Genomic DNA, 15,900 nt, shown 5'->3' on the forward strand with positions numbered 1-15,900 from the left:
CTTCGAACCGGTCAGCGCGCCATCGTCCGCGCCCGCGCCGTCCGCCTCGTTCGCGCTGTCGCCGGTACCGGCGTTCGCGTCCGCGCCGGGGCCGGGCAGGGTTCACGCCGTTGGATGGTGCCGTCCCGTCCGCCATCCACGTGACGCACGGTGTAGATGGTGATGCGTCACTGTGTGTCACAACCGTGGCGGGGGTCGGTGGGACGTGCTGGTCCCTTTGCTGTGCAGCCACGGGCGCACCACCCCGGCATCCTGCGGTTTCGTTCTTCCTGTGCCGCCATGGGCCGGACCATCCGGCTACCATCCGTGACCGGTGCGTCGGTGGCAGCAGAGCAAAGGATGCGAACAGCAGAGGTGGGGTGTCCCACGGACAGCACTGCCGGTGACGGACCTTCCGGGGTGCCCGGACCACCGCCCGCCAGGCAATGACGAAGGCGGGGCGGGGACCGGCGGACGGCGTCAGCCGCGGCGGAGCCAGAGCACGCCCAGCGGCGGCACCCGCAACGCCACCGACGCCGGCAGCCCGTGCCACGGCACGTCCTGCGCGTGCACCGCGCCGAGGTTGCCCACCCCAGACCCGCCGTAGTGGTGCGCGTCGGTGTTGATCACCTCGGTCCACGTCCCGCCCGCCGGCAGTCCGACCCGGTAGTCCTCCAGTGGCGTGGCCGAGAAGTTGGCCACGCAGACCAGGGTCGCGCCGTCGGGGGCGATCCGCACGAACGAGACGCTGTTGTTGGCGACGTCGTCCCCGGCGATCCACCGGAACCCGGCCGGCTCGGTGTCCTGCGCCCAGAGCGCGGGCGTGGCCCGGTAGGCGGCGTTGAGGTCGGCCACCAGCCGTTGCACCCCGGCCCGGGCCGGGTCGTGCAGCAGGTACCAGTCCAGGCCCCGCTCCTCGCTCCACTCGCGGTCGTCGGCCAGCTCGCAACCCATGAAGAGCAACTGCTTGCCCGGGTGCGCCCACATGTACGCCAGCAGCGCCCGGACATTGGCCAGCCGCTGCCAGGTGTCTCCGGGCATCTTGCCCACCAGGGAGCCCTTGCCGTGCACCACCTCGTCGTGGCTGATCGGCAGCACGTAGTTCTCGCTCCAGGCGTACGCCAGGGAGAAGGTCAGCTGGTGGTGATGGTGCTGGCGGTGGATCGGGTCCTTCGAGGTGTAGAGCAGGGTGTCGTGCATCCAGCCCATGTTCCACTTGAACCCGAAGCCGAGCCCGCCGTCGGCGGTGGAGCGGGTCACCCCGGGCCAGGCGGTGGACTCCTCGGCGATCATCACCACCCCGGCGTGGTGCTTGTAGACGGTGGCGTTGACCTCCTGCATGAAGGCGATCGCCTCCAGGTTCTCCCGGCCGCCGTGCACGTTGGGCAGCCACTGCCCCTCCGAGCGGGAGTAGTCCAGGTAGAGCATCGAGGCCACCGCGTCCACCCGCAGGCCGTCGACGTGGAACTCCTCGCACCAGTAGAGCGCGTTGGCGACCAGGAAGTTGCGCACCTCGTGGCGGCCGAAGTCGAAGACGTACGTGCCCCAGTCGGGGTGCTCGCCCCGGCGCGGGTCGGGGTGCTCGTAGAGCGGGGTGCCGTCGAAGCGGGCCAAGGCCCACTCGTCCTTGGGGAAGTGCGCCGGCACCCAGTCGAGGATCACCCCGATCCCGGCGGCGTGCAGCCGGTCGACCAGGTGGCGGAACTCGTCCGGGTCGCCGAACCGGGCGGTGGGCGCGTAGTAACCGGTGACCTGGTAGCCCCAGGATCCGCCGAACGGGTGCTCCATCACCGGCAGGAACTCCACATGGGTGAAGCCCAGCTCGGTGACGTAGGCGGTGAGCTGCTCGGCGAGCTCGCGGTAGCCGAGGCCGGGCCGCCAGGAGCCCAGGTGCACCTCGTAGACGCTCATCGGCTCCTGGTGCGGCTGCCGTTTCGCCCGCCGCGCCAGCCACTCGGCGTCGTGCCACTCGTACGTCGAATGGTGCACCACCGACGCGGTGGCCGGCGGCACCTCCGCGTACGTGGCCAGCGGATCGGCCTTGTCCCGCCACTGCCCGTCGGCGCCGAGGACCCGGTACTTGTACCGGGCTCCGACCGGCACGTCCGGCACGAAGATCTCCCAGACGCCGGTGGAGCCCAGGCAGCGCATCGGCCAGCCGTCGTCCGGGCCCCAGCCGGTGAAGTCGCCCACCACGCGCACCCCGCGCGCGTTGGGCGCCCACACCGAGAAGGCCACGCCCTCGTCGAAGACCCGCGCGCCGAGCGCCTCCCAGAGCCGTTCGTGCCGCCCCTCGCCGATCAGGTGCAGGTCGAGGTCACCGAGGGTCGGCGGGTACCGGTACGGATCGTCGGCGAGCCGGCCGTCGGCCTCGATCCGGTAGTCGAGGACCTCGCCCGGCACCACGGCCTCGAAGACGCCGACGTCGTGCACCTGCTCCATCGGGTGCCGCTCGCCGTCGACGACCACGGCCACGTCCCCGGCGCCCCGGCGCATCGCCCGGATCGTCGTACGCCCGTCGGTGGGATGCGCGCCGAGCAGAGCGTGCGGATCGTGCGTCTCGCCGGCGATCAGCTGGTCCATCGGTCCTCGTCCTTCGGGGCGGGAGCGGTCGGGGCGGTGCCGCCGGAGAGGTCTGCCGGCACGTCGGTCACGGTCAGTTCGGCCGGGGCGTTCCCGGCCGGCGTCGGCTCGCCCGCCGTCGGCCGACGCAGCGTGAACACGTGCGCGGGCTGCAGGTACGGGTCGAGGCGGACCGCATTGCGCTGGCCCCACTCGTAGTTCGCGCCGGTCAGCTCGTCGTGCACGGTGAACCGGTCGTGCCAGTCGAGGCCCAGCGCCGGCATGTCCAGGGTGGTGTTGCCCCACTGCACCGACCGGGAGTCGAACGAGCAGACCACCAGGACGGTGTTGCCGGTGTCCGGGTCGTGCTTGGACCAGCACAGCAGAGCCGGGTTGTCGATGTCGTGGAAGCGCAGGTTGCGCAGCCGGTGCAGGGCGGGGTTGTCGCGGCGTACCCGGTTGAGGGTGGCGATGAACGGGGCCAGCGAACGGCCCTGCTGCTGCGCGCCGGCCCAGTCGCGGGGGCGCAGCTCGTACTTCTCGTTGTCCAGGTACTCCTCCGCGCCGGGGCGGGCGACGTGCTCGAAGAGCTCGTAACCGGCGTACATGCCCCAGGAGGGGGAGAGCAGCGCGGCCAGCACCGCCCGGATCTTGAACATCGGCGGGCCGCCGTGCTGCAGCGAGGAGTGCAGGATGTCCGGCGTGTTGGGCCAGAAGTTGGGCCGCATGTAGTCGGCCGCGGCGACCAGTTCCTCGCAGTACTCGCGCATCTCGGTCGCGCTGGTACGCCAGGTGAAGTACGTGTACGACTGGGTGAAGCCGATCTTGCCGAGCCCGTGCATGATCGCCGGACGGGTGAACGCCTCGGCGAGGAAGAGCACGTCCGGGTCGACCTTCTTGACCTCGGCGATCAGCCAGTGCCAGAAATCGAACGGCTTGGTGTGCGGGTTGTCCACCCGGAAGATCCGGATGCCCTCGCCCACCCAGTGCAGCACCACCCGCAGCACCTCGGCCCGGATGCCCTCGGGGTCGTTGTCGAAGTTCAGCGGGTAGATGTCCTGGTACTTCTTCGGCGGGTTCTCCGCGTACGCGATGCTGCCGTCGGCGCGGGTGGTGAACCACTCCGGGTGCTCGGTCACCCAGGGGTGGTCCGGCGCGCACTGCAACGCCAGGTCCATCGCCACCTCCAGGCCCTGCTCGGCGGCGGCGGCGACGAAGTCGCGGAAGTCCTCCGGCGTACCCAGGTCGGGGTGGATGGCGTCGTGGCCGCCCTCGGCGGCGCCGATCGCCCACGGCGAGCCCACGTCGTCCGGGCCGGCGGTGAGCGAGTTGTTGCGGCCCTTGCGGTTGACCCGGCCGATCGGGTGGATCGGCGGCAGGTAGAGCACGTCGAAGCCCATCGCCGCCACGCCGGGCAGCCGGTCCATGGCGGTGACGAAGGTGCCCGACTGCGCCGGGGCGTCGACCGTGGCCGGGATCGCTCCCTCCGAGCGGGGGAAGAACTCGTACCAGGCGGAGAAGAGCGCGCGGGGGCGGTCCACCCAGAGCCGGTGCTCCTCGCCGGTGGTGACCAGTTCCCGCACCGGGTACGCCCAGAGCAGCCCGGCCAGCTCCAGCGCCGGGGCGACCCGCGCGGGCAGCGCCCGCCCGGTGTCGCGCAGCGCGGCCACCGCCGCCCGCACCCGCGCCACGTCGGCCGCCGGCACCAGCTCCAGGGCCTCGGTGAGCACCCGTACGCCCTCGGCCAGGTCGTTGGCGAGATCCTCCACGCCCTGCCCGGCGGCGAGCTTCTTGGTCACCGCGTTCTGCCAGGTCAGGTACGGGTCTCCGAACGCCTCGACGGTGAAGACCCACTCGCCGACGGCGTCCGGGCGGATGGTGGCGTGCCAGCGGTCCTGGCCCGGCTCGCCGGGGCGCATCCGGATGAACGGGCGCGCCACGCCGTCCGGGCCCAGCCAGACCACGTTGCAGCCCAGCGCGTCGTGCCCCTCCCGGTACGCGCGGGCCGACACCGGGACCATCTCGCCGACCACCGCCTTGGCCGGGTAGCGACCGCAGGCGACGACGGGGGAGACGTCTTCGATCGGGAACCGTCCGCTCACGTCTGTCAACCTACTGCCAGAGATCGGCACGCGCTCGGCCAAGTACCCCGTTTGGGGCGGCACCGGGCATGGTCTCGCCGAGGTGCGCCGGTGTCGGGCGGCGAGCGCCGACACCCGGGGCCTTCACAAACAGGTGCTTGCGCAAACCAACGTTTTAATTATGCTGGGGCAATGTCCTCGACTCTTGTGGCGCCCGGCCCGGACCTCGACTCGGCCTTCGCCGCGCTCGGCGATCCCGTCCGTCGGGCCCTGGTGGCTCGTCTCGCCCGGGGTGACGCCACGGTCGGCGAACTCGCCGAGCCGTTCGATCTGACCCCCCAGGCGATCTCCCACCACGTCGGCGTGCTGCGCCGGTGCGGCCTGGTCGAGCAGCGACGCGAGGGCACCAGACGTCCCTGTCGGCTGAGCGTCGACCGACTGTCGCTGCTGGGCACCTGGATCGATGCGCAGCGCCGCACCTGGAACGACCGGCTCGACGCCCTGGAGCGGCACCTCGCCGACGACGGAGTGGTCCGTTGACCGCCGGAGCGGAGTTGCGCGGTGACGAACTGATCGCCAGGCGCCAACTCCCGGTGGCACCCGAACGCGTCTGGGCCGCCTTCACCTCACCGGCGAGCATCGCGGCGTTCTGGGGCGGCTCGCACGCCACCGTGCCCGCCGGGTCCGTCACCGTCGACCTGCGACCCGGCGGAGAGTTCGCGCTCGACACCCGCGCGCCGAACGGCGCGACCCGCCGGCTCCGCTTCGTGTACGTGCGCGTCACCGCACCGCACGAACTCGTGTTCGACGAGCCCGTCACCGGCCTGCGCACGACCGTCACCGTCCTCCCGGCCGGCGACGGCACGGAACTCACCGTCCACCAGCGCCGGCTCCCGCCGGAGCTCCGGACGGCCCAGGCGGCCGGCGGACTCGCCTCGATCCTCGACGCCCTCGCCGCGCACCTGCGGCATCAACCCACACCGGCACGGAGGACGCCATGACCCAGCCGACCCAGCGTGACCTCGTCGCGGAGTACTTCGACGGATTCCGGACCAGCGACCACCCACGCATCCTCGCGACCCTCACCGACGACGTGGAGTGGGTCATCCACGGCCACCGGACCACCCGGGGCAAGGCGCAGTTCGACGACGAGATCGAGAACCCGGCGTTCACCGGCAGCCCCGAACTCGACGTCCAGCGGGTCTACGAGGACGGCCCGGTCGTCATCACCGTCGGCGAGGGCCGGGGCGTCAGCCTCGTCCACGGCCCGTTCCGGTTCGCCTTCAACGACCTGTTCACCTTCCGCGACGGGCGCGTCGCCCGCGTCGACTCCTACCTGGTCCCGCTGTCGGCGACCGCAGGGGACCCCACCGGCGGGGACTCCGCGCACTGAGCGGACTCCGCCCGTCAGGGCCCGTCGCCCCCCCGGGGGGGGCGACGGATCAGCCCGCCGCGCCCACCGACCGGTACACCTCGACGGTGCGGGCCGCGATCGCGTCCCAGGAGAAGTGCTCCACCGCCCGCCGACGGCCGGCGAGACCGAACGCCTCGGTCCGCTTCTCATCGGCCAGCAGCTCGTTGATCGTCGCGGCCAGGTCGGCCACGAAACGCCCCGGGTCCAGCGGCCGGCCGCTGCCGTCGGCGGCCTGCTCGATCCCGACCAGCAGCCCGGTGTCGCCGTCGGCCACCACCTCGGGGATGCCGCCGGTCGCGGTCGCCACCACCGCCGTCTCGCAGGCCATCGCCTCCAGGTTCACGATGCCCATCGGCTCGTACACCGACGGGCAGACGAAGATCGTCGCGTGGGTGAGCACCTGGATCACCTCGTGCTTGGGCAGCATCTCGGCCACCCAGACCACCCCGGAGCGGTTGGCCCGCAGCTCGGCCACCAGCCCTTCCACCTCGGCGGCGATCTCCGGGGTGTCCGGTGCGCCGGCCAGCAGCACGAGCTGGGTGTCGGCGGGCAGCTCCCGGGCCGCGCGCAGCAGGTACGGCAGGCCCTTCTGCCGGGTGATCCGCCCGACGTACACCACGCTGGGGCGGGACGGGTCGATGCCGAGCCGGTCCACCACGTCGGTGCCGGTGTCGGGGGCGTACTGCGCGGTGTCGATGCCGTTGTAGACCACCCGCACCCGGTCCGGGTCGACCGCCGGGTAGGCGGTCAGCACGTCGCGCCGCATCCCCTCGCTGACCGCGATCACCGCGTCGGCCGCCTCCACCGCCGTGCGCTCGCACCAGGAGGAGAGCGCGTACCCGCCGCCGAGCTGCTCGGCCTTCCACGGACGCAGCGGCTCCAGGCTGTGCGCGGTCACCACGTGCGGCACCCCGTGCAGCAGCTTCGCGGTGTGCCCGGCGAGGTTGGCGTACCAGGTGTGGCTGTGCACCACGTCGGTGCCGGCGCAGCCCGCCGCCATCTCCAGGTCCACCCCCATGGTCCGCAGCGCGGCGTTCGCGCCGGCCAGGCCGGCCGGCTCGGTGTACGCGGTGACGCCCGGCTCCGCGCGCGACGCGCCGAAGCAGTGCACCCGTACGTCGGCGAGTCGGCGCAGCTCCCGGGCCAGGTACTCGACGTGCACGCCGGCCCCGCCGTACACCTCCGGCGGGTACTCCCGGGTCAACAGGTCGACGCGCAGCGACGCAGAGTCCGTCATGTCCGGCACCCTAGTGCAGAAACACGCCCCGCACCGGATGCGTGACTCGGCCCGTACGAGTGGTGAAGTGGCGGCGGGATGGATAGCGTCGGGACATGGCTGCCAAGGTGCTCGCGATCGTCCTGGCCGGCGGAGAGGGCAAGCGCCTCATGCCGCTCACCACGGACCGGGCCAAGCCGGCCGTCCCGTTCGGCGGGATGTACCGCATGGTCGACTTCGTCCTGTCCAACCTGGCGAACGCCGGCTTTCTGAAGATCGTCGTGCTGACCCAGTACAAGTCCCACTCGCTGGACCGGCACATCACCAAGACGTGGCGGATGTCGACGCTGCTCGGCAACTACGTCACGCCCGTGCCGGCGCAGCAGCGCCGCGGCCCGTGGTGGTTCGCCGGCTCCGCCGACGCGATCTACCAGAGCTTCAACCTGATCAACGACGAGCAGCCGGACCATGTGATCGTCTTCGGCGCCGACCACATCTACCGGATGGACCCGCGGCAGATGGTGGAGGACCACATCGCCTCCGGCGCGGCGGTGACCGTCGCCGGCATCCGGCAGCCGCTGGCGATGGCCGACCAGTTCGGGGTGATCGAGGTCGGCGAGGACGGTCGGCGGATCCGGGCCTTCCGCGAGAAGCCCACCGACGCGGTGGGCCTGCCCGACGCCCCGGACCAGATCTACGCCTCGATGGGCAACTACGTGTTCAGCACCCGGGCGCTCTGCGAGGCCGTCGAGCGCGACGCGGAGGACAAGACCAGCAAGCACGACATGGGTGGCAGCATCATCCCGATGCTGGTCGAGCGGGGCGAGGCCAACGTCTACGACTTCAAGGACAACGAGGTGCCCGGCAGCACCGACCGGGACCGCGGCTACTGGCGGGACGTGGGGACGCTCGACTCCTTCTACGACGCGCACATGGACCTGATCAACGTCCATCCGGTGTTCAACCTCTACAACTTCGACTGGCCGATCTACACCGAGCAGCCGCCGTGGCCGCCGGCCAAGTTCGTGCACCAGTGGGGCGAGCGGGTCGGCCGGGCGGTCGGCTCGATGGTCTCGCCCGGCGCGGTGATCTCCGGCTCGCTGGTGGAGAGCTCGGTCGTCTCGCCGAAGGTGAAGGTCCACTCCTGGGCGCACGTGGACGGCGCGGTGCTGATGGAGGGTGTCGAGATCGGCCGGCACGCCGTGGTCCGCCGGGCCATCCTCGACAAGAACGTCTTCGTCCCGGAGGGGGCGGAGATCGGCGTCGACCTGGAGAAGGACCGGCAGCGCTACACCGTCTCCGACAACGGCATCGTGGTGATCGGCAAGGGGCAGCGCGTCGAGCCGTGAGTCACGTGTGACCCCGGTGCCCGCCGGGTAAGAGTGAGCCCACCCGTACCGAGGAGGATCCCGCAGTGGCCCACCCCCGTGCCGGACAGCCCGCCGAGCCCGCCGACCTGGTGGACGTGCCCCGGCTGGTCACCGCCTACTACGCCGAGCACCCGGACCCGGACGACCCGGCGCAGCAGGTCTCCTTCGGCACCTCCGGCCACCGCGGGTCCTCGTTGCGCAACGCCTTCAACTCCGACCACATCCTCGCGGTGACCCAGGCGCTCTGCGACCACCGGCGGGAGCAGGGGATCGACGGGCCGCTCTTCCTCGCCCGGGACACCCACGCGCTCTCCGCCCCGGCCGCCGTGGACGCCCTGGAGGTGCTCGCCGCCAACGAGGTCGCCGTGCTCGTGGACAGCCGCGACGGCTACACCCCGACCCCGGCGTTGTCGCACGCCGTACTCACCCACAACCGGGGTCGCACCAGCGGCCTCGCCGACGGCATCGTGATCACCCCGTCGCACAACCCGCCCGACGACGGCGGCTTCAAGTACAACCCCACCCACGGCGGCCCCGCCGACTCCGACGTCACGAGGTGGATCCAGGACCGGGCCAACGCGATCCTCGCCGCCGGGCTCAAGGAGGTGCGGCGGATCCCGTACGCGCGGGCCCGCGCCGCCGACACCACCGGGACGTACGACTTCCTCGCCGGCTACGTCGACGACCTGCCCGCCGCGATCGACATCGACGCGATCCGCGACGCCGGGGTGCGGATCGGCGCCGACCCGCTCGGCGGGGCCAGCGTGGCGTACTGGGGCGAGATCGCCGAGCGGCACCGCCTCGACCTCACCGTGATCAACCCGACGGTCGACCCGACCTGGCGGTTCATGACCCTCGACGGCGACGGCAAGATCCGGATGGACTGCTCCTCGCCGAACGCGATGGCCTCGCTGATCGCCGCCCGCGCCGACTACCAGGTCTCCACCGGCAACGACGCGGACGCCGACCGGCACGGCATCGTCACCCCCGACGGGGGGCTGATGAACCCCAACCACTACCTGGCGGTGGCGATCGGCCACCTGTTCCGTACCCGCCCGCAGTGGGGTCCGGCCGCGGCGGTCGGCAAGACGCTGGTCTCCTCCTCAATGATCGACCGGATCGCGGCCGACCTGGAACGGCCGCTGCTGGAGGTGCCCGTCGGGTTCAAGTGGTTCGTGCCCGGCCTGCTCGACGGCGCGGTCGGCTTCGGCGGTGAGGAGAGCGCCGGCGCATCCTTCCTGCGCCGCGACGGGAGCACCTGGACCACCGACAAGGACGGCATCCTGCTCTGTCTGCTCGCCTCGGAGATCGTCGCCACCACCGGGCGCACCCCCAGCCAGCACTACACCGAGCTGACCGAGCGCTTCGGCGCCCCCGCGTACGCCCGGATCGACGCCCCGGCCGACCGGCAGCAGAAGGCGGTGCTCGGCAAGCTCTCCCCGGAACAGGTCGGCGCCACGGAGCTGGCCGGTGAGCCGATCACCGCCACGCTCACCGCCGCCCCGGGCAACGGCGCGGCGATCGGTGGACTGAAGGTGACCACCGCCTCCGGCTGGTTCGCCGCCCGGCCCTCGGGCACCGAGGACGTCTACAAGATCTACGCCGAGTCGTTCCAGGGCCCGGAGCATCTCGCCCGGATCCAGGAGGAGGCGAAGGCGCTGGTCGACGGGGTGCTGGCGAAGGCCTGACGCGGTCCGGCGAAATCGGCGCCCAGGACCGGAAGGCGGCAGTGGCGAGCGGGCCGCTGCCGTGCCCCTGGTCAGCGCGGTGGGGGCAGCTCCTTGCGGTGCAGCTGCTCGCGTAGCCCGTCCGGCAGCAGCTCCCGCAGCTGCTCGGGCAGCAGCGGCAGGTCCAGCAGGCTCAGCTTGAGCTGGTTGCGCTCCTGGTAGCGGCGGGGGTCGAGGCGGACCACCAGCCCGGCGTCCCGCTGGTACCGCACGTGCACCGTCCCCTCGGTCGCGGCGTCCCGGATCACCAGGCCGTCCATCTCCACGGTCACCGGCGCGGAGTCGGGGCGCAGCTCCAGGTGGATGGTCTCGCCCGGGGAGAGCACCACCGAGCGGGAGATACCGGCCATCGGCGCCGACGGGGTCACCACCACCGCCTGCGTCGCCGGGGAGACCAGCGGCCCGCCCGCCGCGTAGCTGTACGCCGTCGAGCCGGTCGGCGTGCTCACGATCAACGCGTCACAGCGGTAGTAGCCGTACCGTTGCCCGTCCACGGCGAGGGTGGCGGTGACGAAACCGGAGCCGGGTTGGCGCACCAGGGCCACGTCGTTGAACGCCACCACGTCGTCGCCGCAGACGTCACAGGCCAGGCAGGCGTGCGATTCCACGGTGAAGTCGTGCGCCACCAGCCGGTCCAGTGCGCGCGGCAGGTCCGGCGGCTCCACCTCGACCAGGAAACCGACCCGGCCCAGGTGCACCCCGAGCACCGGCTTCGGGGTGCGTACCGCCGAGCGCAGGGCGCCCAGCATGGTGCCGTCCCCGCCGATGCTGATCAGCGCGTCCGACCGGGTGGCCAGTTCCGCCGCCGGGACCGCCTCCACGGAGGCGGGCACCCGGTGCCGGTCCTCGGCCCGGACGGCGAGGGCCTTACCGTGTCGGGCCGCCCATCGCTCGATGATCCCGACCACCTCGGTGACGTCCCGAGTGGGATGCAGCACCAGACCGAAGACGTAGCCCGCCACCGGTACAGCTCACCACAGGGTCCACGCCCCGCGGAGTAACTCGGGCCGAGGATCTCTCGTTGAGGCGACAGCGGCGGTGGTCGTCGGTGCGACCTGCGGGACGGGGGACGGATGACTCGCGTGATGACGGTGGTGGGCACCCGGCCGGAGATCATCCGACTGTCCCGGGTGCTGGACCGGCTGGACCGGACCGTGGACCACATCCTGGTGCACACCGGGCAGAACTGGGACCGCAGCCTATCGGAAATATTCTTCACCGAGTTGCGGCTGCGCCAGCCGGACCGGTACCTCAACGTGGACACTTCCTCGCTGGGGCGCGTCCTCGCGGGCGTGCTGACCGGTGCCGAGGAGGCCATCGGGGAGCTCCGCCCGGACGCCCTGCTGGTGCTCGGTGACACCAACAGCTGCATCACCGCCCTGATGGCCCGGCGGATGCGGGTGCCCGTCTACCACATGGAGGCGGGCAACCGGTGCTTCGACCTCAATGTTCCTGAGGAGACCAACCGCCGGGTGGTCGACCACGTCGCCGACTTCAACCTGGTCTACACCGAACACGCCCGGCGGAACCTGCTCGCCGAAGGACTGCACCCCCGCCGGATCCTGCACACCGGCTCGCCCATGCGCGAGGTGCTGGAGCACTACCTGCCGGACGTCGAGCGGTCCACCATCCTCGACCAGTTGGCACTCGCCCCGGGTGGGTACTTCCTGGTCAGTGCCCATCGCGAGGAGAACGTCGACCGACCCGACCGGCTCCGCCGGCTGCTCGACTGCCTGCGGGCGGTCCACGACCGGTGGCGGTTGCCCGTCCTGGTCTCCACCCACCCCCGGACCCGTAAGCGGCTGGAGGCCCTCGCCCCCGACCCGACCGTCCTGGACGGCATCACCTTCCACGAGCCCTTCGGCCTCATCGACTACGTCCGTCTGCAACGCCACGCGCGCTGCACCCTCTCCGACAGCGGCACCATCAGCGAGGAGGCGGCCATTCTCGGATTCCCGGCGGTGACGCTGCGCGAGTCCATCGAACGGCCCGAGGCGCTGGACACCGGGGGCATCGTCATGACCGGGCTCGACCCGGCGGGGGTGGTGGAGGCGGTCGGTGTGGTGGTCGACCAGGTGGCCGCCGACGGTGTGCCCTGCCCGGCGGACTACCGGGTCACGGACACCTCGCGGCGGGTGGTCGACTTCATCCTCTCCACGGTCCGCCGGCACCACGACTGGGCCGGCATCCGTCGCTGAGCCCGGACGTGCGGCGAAGGCCCGAAGCCGCCCCGCCGTGCGACCGTCGGCCCGGCGGTGCGGCGGGAGGCACTGCCTCCCGCCGCACCGTGCTCACCGTCGGGCGAACAGGTGCCTCAGCGACCGGGCGACCAGGTCGTCCCGGGCCGCCGGGGCCAGCCCTTCCAGGCCGAAGCCGAGGTAGACGGTGTCGTCGGTGACCACCACCGCCCCTTCCTCGAACGCCTGCTGGCTGCGGGCCCAGTCGTTGGCGCCCGTCGTGGAGCCGGCCGGCGGCCCGCTCACCGTCCAGCCACCCAGGTCGGCGGACTCGAAGGAGGTTTCCGAGACCACCGTGCCGTCGACGAACACCCGGGCGTCGTCCAGGAAGACACCCAGGCCCTGGGTGCCCCAGTCGGAGACGTACGAGATGGAGATCTCGACCTGCCTGCCGGCGTACGCCGACAGGTCGACCGAGAACTCCTGCCAGCCGCCGGACGCGCCGGTGGCCGCGTTCCAGGTGCCCGTGCTGCCGGTGGGGGAGCAGTCCGCGCCCTGGTAGTGGGCGAGGAACGGGTGCACCGTCACCCAGCCCGAGGCGCAGCTCTCCCCGGTCACCGTGCCGGTGCGGCCGTTGCGGTCCGGCAGCGTCGTCCAGTCGTCGCTGCCCACCTCGTGCGCCTCGACGATCAGGAAGTCCCAGTCCTGCTCGATGTCGTACGAGGTGAAGAAGCGCAGCTCACCGCTGGTGGCCGAGGTCAGGTCGACGGTCCGGGTGAGCCGCTTGTACGACTCGTCGGCCCGCCCGCTGTACAGGTACCAGTCACCGGTGCGCGGATCGAACGGGGCGGCGCCCGGCCGGCCCCAGTCCACCGTCGCCGAGCTGGCGAACTGCGGGAACTGCTCCGGCGACAGGAAGCTCGACGTGGACAGGAACGACGCCGTGTGGTCCTGGTTGCCGGCGGAGCCCGCCGCGTTGAGCTGACCGGAGAACCCGGCGAACGCCCCGTCCGCGCCCCGCACCGGGTACGGGTCACCGTCCGGGCCGCTGCCGCCGTCGCTGACGTAGTTGTACGCCCCCAGGTAGTACTGCTGGAAGTCGTTGAACAGCGCCAGGCAGGTGACGTCGTCGGGATCGGTGCACTCCGCCGGCCCGTTCGGCTGGTACGCGTACGTGCCGTTCGCGGCCTGCGCGAAGAGCGCGTACTTGCCGCTGACCAGGAGCTTGCCGCCCTCGTTCAGGTAGTCGCGGACGGCCAGCTCGGTCTCCAGCGCGGCCCGGGCGGCGGTACCGGCGACCTGGCCCGGGGAGCGGAGGATGATGTCGTCGCCGGTCTCCCAGACCACCGCCCGGTAGTGCGACAGCACGCCCAGGTGGTGCGGCGCCCGGCGCCCCATGACGTCGAAGTCGTACACGTCGCTGCTGCGGCCGGCCCTGGTCAGGGAGGCGGCGATCTCGTCGGCGTACTTCGCCGTGGTGTCGGTCTGCGCCGGGCTCAGCCCGGTCACGTCCTCCATCGCCAGCACCAGCACGTCGCCGCCGATGTCGTCGTGCACCCGGTAGGTGAAGCGTTCGCTGGCCACCGGGCCCTTGCGTGGCTTGACCCCGGTGAACCAGACCTCGACCCGGTCACCCGGTTTCGTGCCGGTCACCGTGCCGCGCAGCTCGGCGTAGTAGTCGGAGTGCGTGTCGCCGTACCGTTCACCGCCGCGCCACTCGCGGACCTTGGCCGTCTTCGGCCGGCCGCCGTTGACCACGTAGTGCATCCGGACGTCCTTCAGCGCCCGCCGGGTGATCGAGGCGACCTGCTGGGTGCGCCCGTACGAGGTGTCGAAGGCGTCCACCACGAAGTCGGGGGTGCTGCGGCCGACCACCGACACCGGGTCGTCCGGGTCGGCCGCCGACTTCGCCACCGCCAGGGCGAAGGGCAGGTTCTTCGCCACCTCCGCCGAGATCAGCTTCTCGTCGTCGGGGAAGACGAAGCCGCTGACGCAGTCCTCCGGTCGCCACTGGTCGTCCGGGTCGGACGCCGCCGCCGACTGGCAGGTGGACATCTCCGGGGTGAAACCGAGGGTGCCGTAGCGGACCGTGGCGTGCGAGTCGGTGTCGCCGTTGGTGGTGTACAGCTCGGCGGAGATGTCCGGGTCGTAGCCGGGCACCGCCGGGTGGGCGTCGTCACCGACCATCGCCTCGTAGATGACGTCGTCCGGGGTCGGCGTGCTCACCTGCCAGCCGACGCCGTAGAGCAGCAGCTGGGCGGCCGAGTGGTAGTTGACGAAGAACTCGAAGCCCACCCGCTTGAACAGCCGGTCCAGCGCCTTCGTCTCCGGCTCCGAGTTCGGGCCGGCGCCCCGGTAGGTGTCGCTGCTCGGCTCCGGCGACGAGCCCTCGTCGTCGTACCCCCACTTGTAGCTGAAGTTGCGGTTGAGGTCGACGCCGTCGGCGGCGGTGATCTGCCCGTCGCCGTCGTTGTCCCGCAGGTTCTTGCGCCACAGCCGGTTGCCCGGGGTGAAGGTGTGGTCGTAGCCGTCCGGGTTGGCCACCGGCAGGAACCACAGCTCGGTGCTGTCCACCAGCCGGGTGATCTCCGGGTCGGTGCCGTAGTTGTCCAGGACGTGGTGCATCAGCCGGCGGGTCATCTCCGGGGTGATCCACTCACGAGCGTGCTGGGCGCTGCCGTAGAGCACCGCCGGGCGCCGCCCGTCCGGCACGGTCCGGGCGTTCTTCGTGACCTTCACCGCGAGGATCGGCTTGCCCTGCACGGTCCGGCCGATGGTCTCCAGCTTCGCCAGCCTCGGGTGCCGTGCCACGGTCGCGGTGATCTCGTCCCGCAGGCCGCCCGGCTCGCTGTACGACCGGAACGCCGTCCAGCCCGCCGCGGCCTGCTCGCGCAACGCGTGGGAGGCCGTCTTGCCGCGTACCTTCTTGACGTCGAGCTTCACGCCCTGGCCGGCGAGGCGGCGTGCCTGGCGCTCGCTGAGCACGGTCTCCACACGGGTCGACCCGTCGTGCTCCGTGCCACGGTGGTCGTGGCCGAGGTCGACACCGGACGCCCGCAGCTTCTCCAGCTGCCCCGCGTCGAGCGTGCCGACGTACACCTCCAAGCTGTCGCGGCCGTCCGGGTCGGACGGTGGTCGCGCGGTCGCCGGGGCGGTCAGCGCCAGCGCGCCGACCAGGGTGAACACGCCGGCGATCGCCAGCCGTGTGGGTCTCATTCGCATCCCCCTCGGTGGAAGGACCGGTGGGACGAGCCTTCCGCCTGGCGGAGATCGATGTCAATGGGTGGTCAGGGCCGTTGCCGAGGTCGGTTCGGACGGGACGGCTTGGTGAACGTCTCCGTTTTGGACAGTTTCGCGACTTCCGTCGGTTATGT

The 15,900-nt window shown here is 71.7% G+C and carries 11 protein-coding genes; 6 read left to right on the forward strand and 5 right to left on the reverse strand.

Annotated elements, in window-relative coordinates; genetic code table 11:
* Positions 1-459: 459 nt before the first annotated feature.
* Together glgB and GA0070560_RS19110 are read right to left on the reverse strand one after the other, a co-directional pair.
* On the reverse strand, positions 460-2,562 hold the full coding sequence (gene glgB / locus GA0070560_RS19105) for a 1,4-alpha-glucan branching protein GlgB (protein WP_091299445.1): 2,103 nt from the start codon (positions 2,560-2,562) through the stop codon (positions 460-462).
* Complete coding sequence (locus GA0070560_RS19110; RefSeq protein WP_091299449.1) at positions 2,550-4,643, reverse strand: alpha-1,4-glucan--maltose-1-phosphate maltosyltransferase; 2,094 nt, start codon at positions 4,641-4,643, stop codon at positions 2,550-2,552. Before GA0070560_RS19110 ends, glgB begins: the two co-directional genes overlap by 13 nt.
* A 171-nt stretch (positions 4,644-4,814) precedes the next feature.
* Here GA0070560_RS19110 and GA0070560_RS19115 point away from each other — a divergent pair, with 171 nt between their 5' ends.
* The 3 genes from GA0070560_RS19115 to GA0070560_RS19125 are packed head-to-tail and all read left to right on the forward strand — an operon-like array spanning position 4,815 to position 6,015.
* A complete protein-coding gene (locus tag GA0070560_RS19115) occupies positions 4,815-5,162 on the forward strand; it encodes an ArsR/SmtB family transcription factor (protein ID WP_091299452.1) in 348 nt (115 codons plus the stop codon).
* Complete coding sequence (locus GA0070560_RS19120; RefSeq protein ID WP_139131539.1) at positions 5,159-5,623, forward strand: SRPBCC family protein; 465 nt, start codon at positions 5,159-5,161, stop codon at positions 5,621-5,623. The genes GA0070560_RS19115 and GA0070560_RS19120 overlap by 4 nt, the downstream gene beginning before the upstream one ends.
* Complete coding sequence (locus tag GA0070560_RS19125) at positions 5,620-6,015, forward strand: nuclear transport factor 2 family protein (RefSeq protein WP_091299454.1); 396 nt, start codon at positions 5,620-5,622, stop codon at positions 6,013-6,015. Before GA0070560_RS19120 ends, GA0070560_RS19125 begins: the two co-directional genes overlap by 4 nt.
* A gap of 49 nt (positions 6,016-6,064) precedes the next feature.
* Here GA0070560_RS19125 and glgA read toward each other — a convergent pair whose 3' ends face one another.
* A complete protein-coding gene (gene glgA, locus GA0070560_RS19130; protein ID WP_091299457.1) occupies positions 6,065-7,273 on the reverse strand; it encodes a glycogen synthase in 1,209 nt (402 codons plus the stop codon).
* Between the two features lie 95 nt (positions 7,274-7,368).
* Between glgA and glgC the strand changes: the two genes are divergently transcribed.
* Both glgC and pgm read left to right on the forward strand, forming a co-directional pair.
* A complete protein-coding gene (glgC, locus tag GA0070560_RS19135; protein ID WP_091299461.1) occupies positions 7,369-8,601 on the forward strand; it encodes a glucose-1-phosphate adenylyltransferase in 1,233 nt (410 codons plus the stop codon).
* A gap of 65 nt (positions 8,602-8,666) precedes the next feature.
* Complete coding sequence (pgm, locus tag GA0070560_RS19140) at positions 8,667-10,310, forward strand: phosphoglucomutase (alpha-D-glucose-1,6-bisphosphate-dependent) (RefSeq protein ID WP_091299464.1); 1,644 nt, start codon at positions 8,667-8,669, stop codon at positions 10,308-10,310.
* A gap of 71 nt (positions 10,311-10,381) precedes the next feature.
* On the opposite strand, the gene GA0070560_RS19145 is transcribed toward pgm, so the two are convergent.
* Positions 10,382-11,311, reverse strand: coding sequence for an NAD(+)/NADH kinase (locus GA0070560_RS19145; protein ID WP_091299467.1), 930 nt, complete (start codon positions 11,309-11,311; stop codon positions 10,382-10,384).
* A gap of 111 nt (positions 11,312-11,422) precedes the next feature.
* On the opposite strand from GA0070560_RS19145, the gene wecB reads away from it, so the two are divergent.
* Complete coding sequence (gene wecB / locus GA0070560_RS19150) at positions 11,423-12,547, forward strand: non-hydrolyzing UDP-N-acetylglucosamine 2-epimerase (protein ID WP_091299470.1); 1,125 nt, start codon at positions 11,423-11,425, stop codon at positions 12,545-12,547.
* 93 nt (positions 12,548-12,640) lie between these two features.
* On the opposite strand, the gene GA0070560_RS19155 is transcribed toward wecB, so the two are convergent.
* A complete protein-coding gene (locus tag GA0070560_RS19155) occupies positions 12,641-15,742 on the reverse strand; it encodes a M14 family metallopeptidase (RefSeq protein ID WP_091299473.1) in 3,102 nt (1,033 codons plus the stop codon).
* Positions 15,743-15,900 lie beyond the last annotated feature (158 nt).

Source organism: Micromonospora halophytica (assembly GCF_900090245.1).
GTDB lineage: Bacteria > Actinomycetota > Actinomycetes > Mycobacteriales > Micromonosporaceae > Micromonospora > Micromonospora halophytica.

Bases quoted from the DNA above. Each gene is read 5' to 3' on its own strand.
- glgA (WP_091299457.1), bottom strand. From the start codon at position 7,273: ATGACGGACTCTGCGTCGCTGCGCGTCGACCTGTTGACCCGGGAGTAC.
- wecB (WP_091299470.1), top strand. From the start codon at position 11,423: ATGACTCGCGTGATGACGGTGGTGGGCACCCGGCCGGAGATCATCCGA.
- GA0070560_RS19155 (WP_091299473.1), bottom strand. From the start codon at position 15,742: ATGAGACCCACACGGCTGGCGATCGCCGGCGTGTTCACCCTGGTCGGC.
- glgB (WP_091299445.1), bottom strand. From the start codon at position 2,562: ATGGACCAGCTGATCGCCGGCGAGACGCACGATCCGCACGCTCTGCTC.
- GA0070560_RS19125 (WP_091299454.1), top strand. From the start codon at position 5,620: ATGACCCAGCCGACCCAGCGTGACCTCGTCGCGGAGTACTTCGACGGA.
- GA0070560_RS19115 (WP_091299452.1), top strand. From the start codon at position 4,815: ATGTCCTCGACTCTTGTGGCGCCCGGCCCGGACCTCGACTCGGCCTTC.
- glgC (WP_091299461.1), top strand. From the start codon at position 7,369: ATGGCTGCCAAGGTGCTCGCGATCGTCCTGGCCGGCGGAGAGGGCAAG.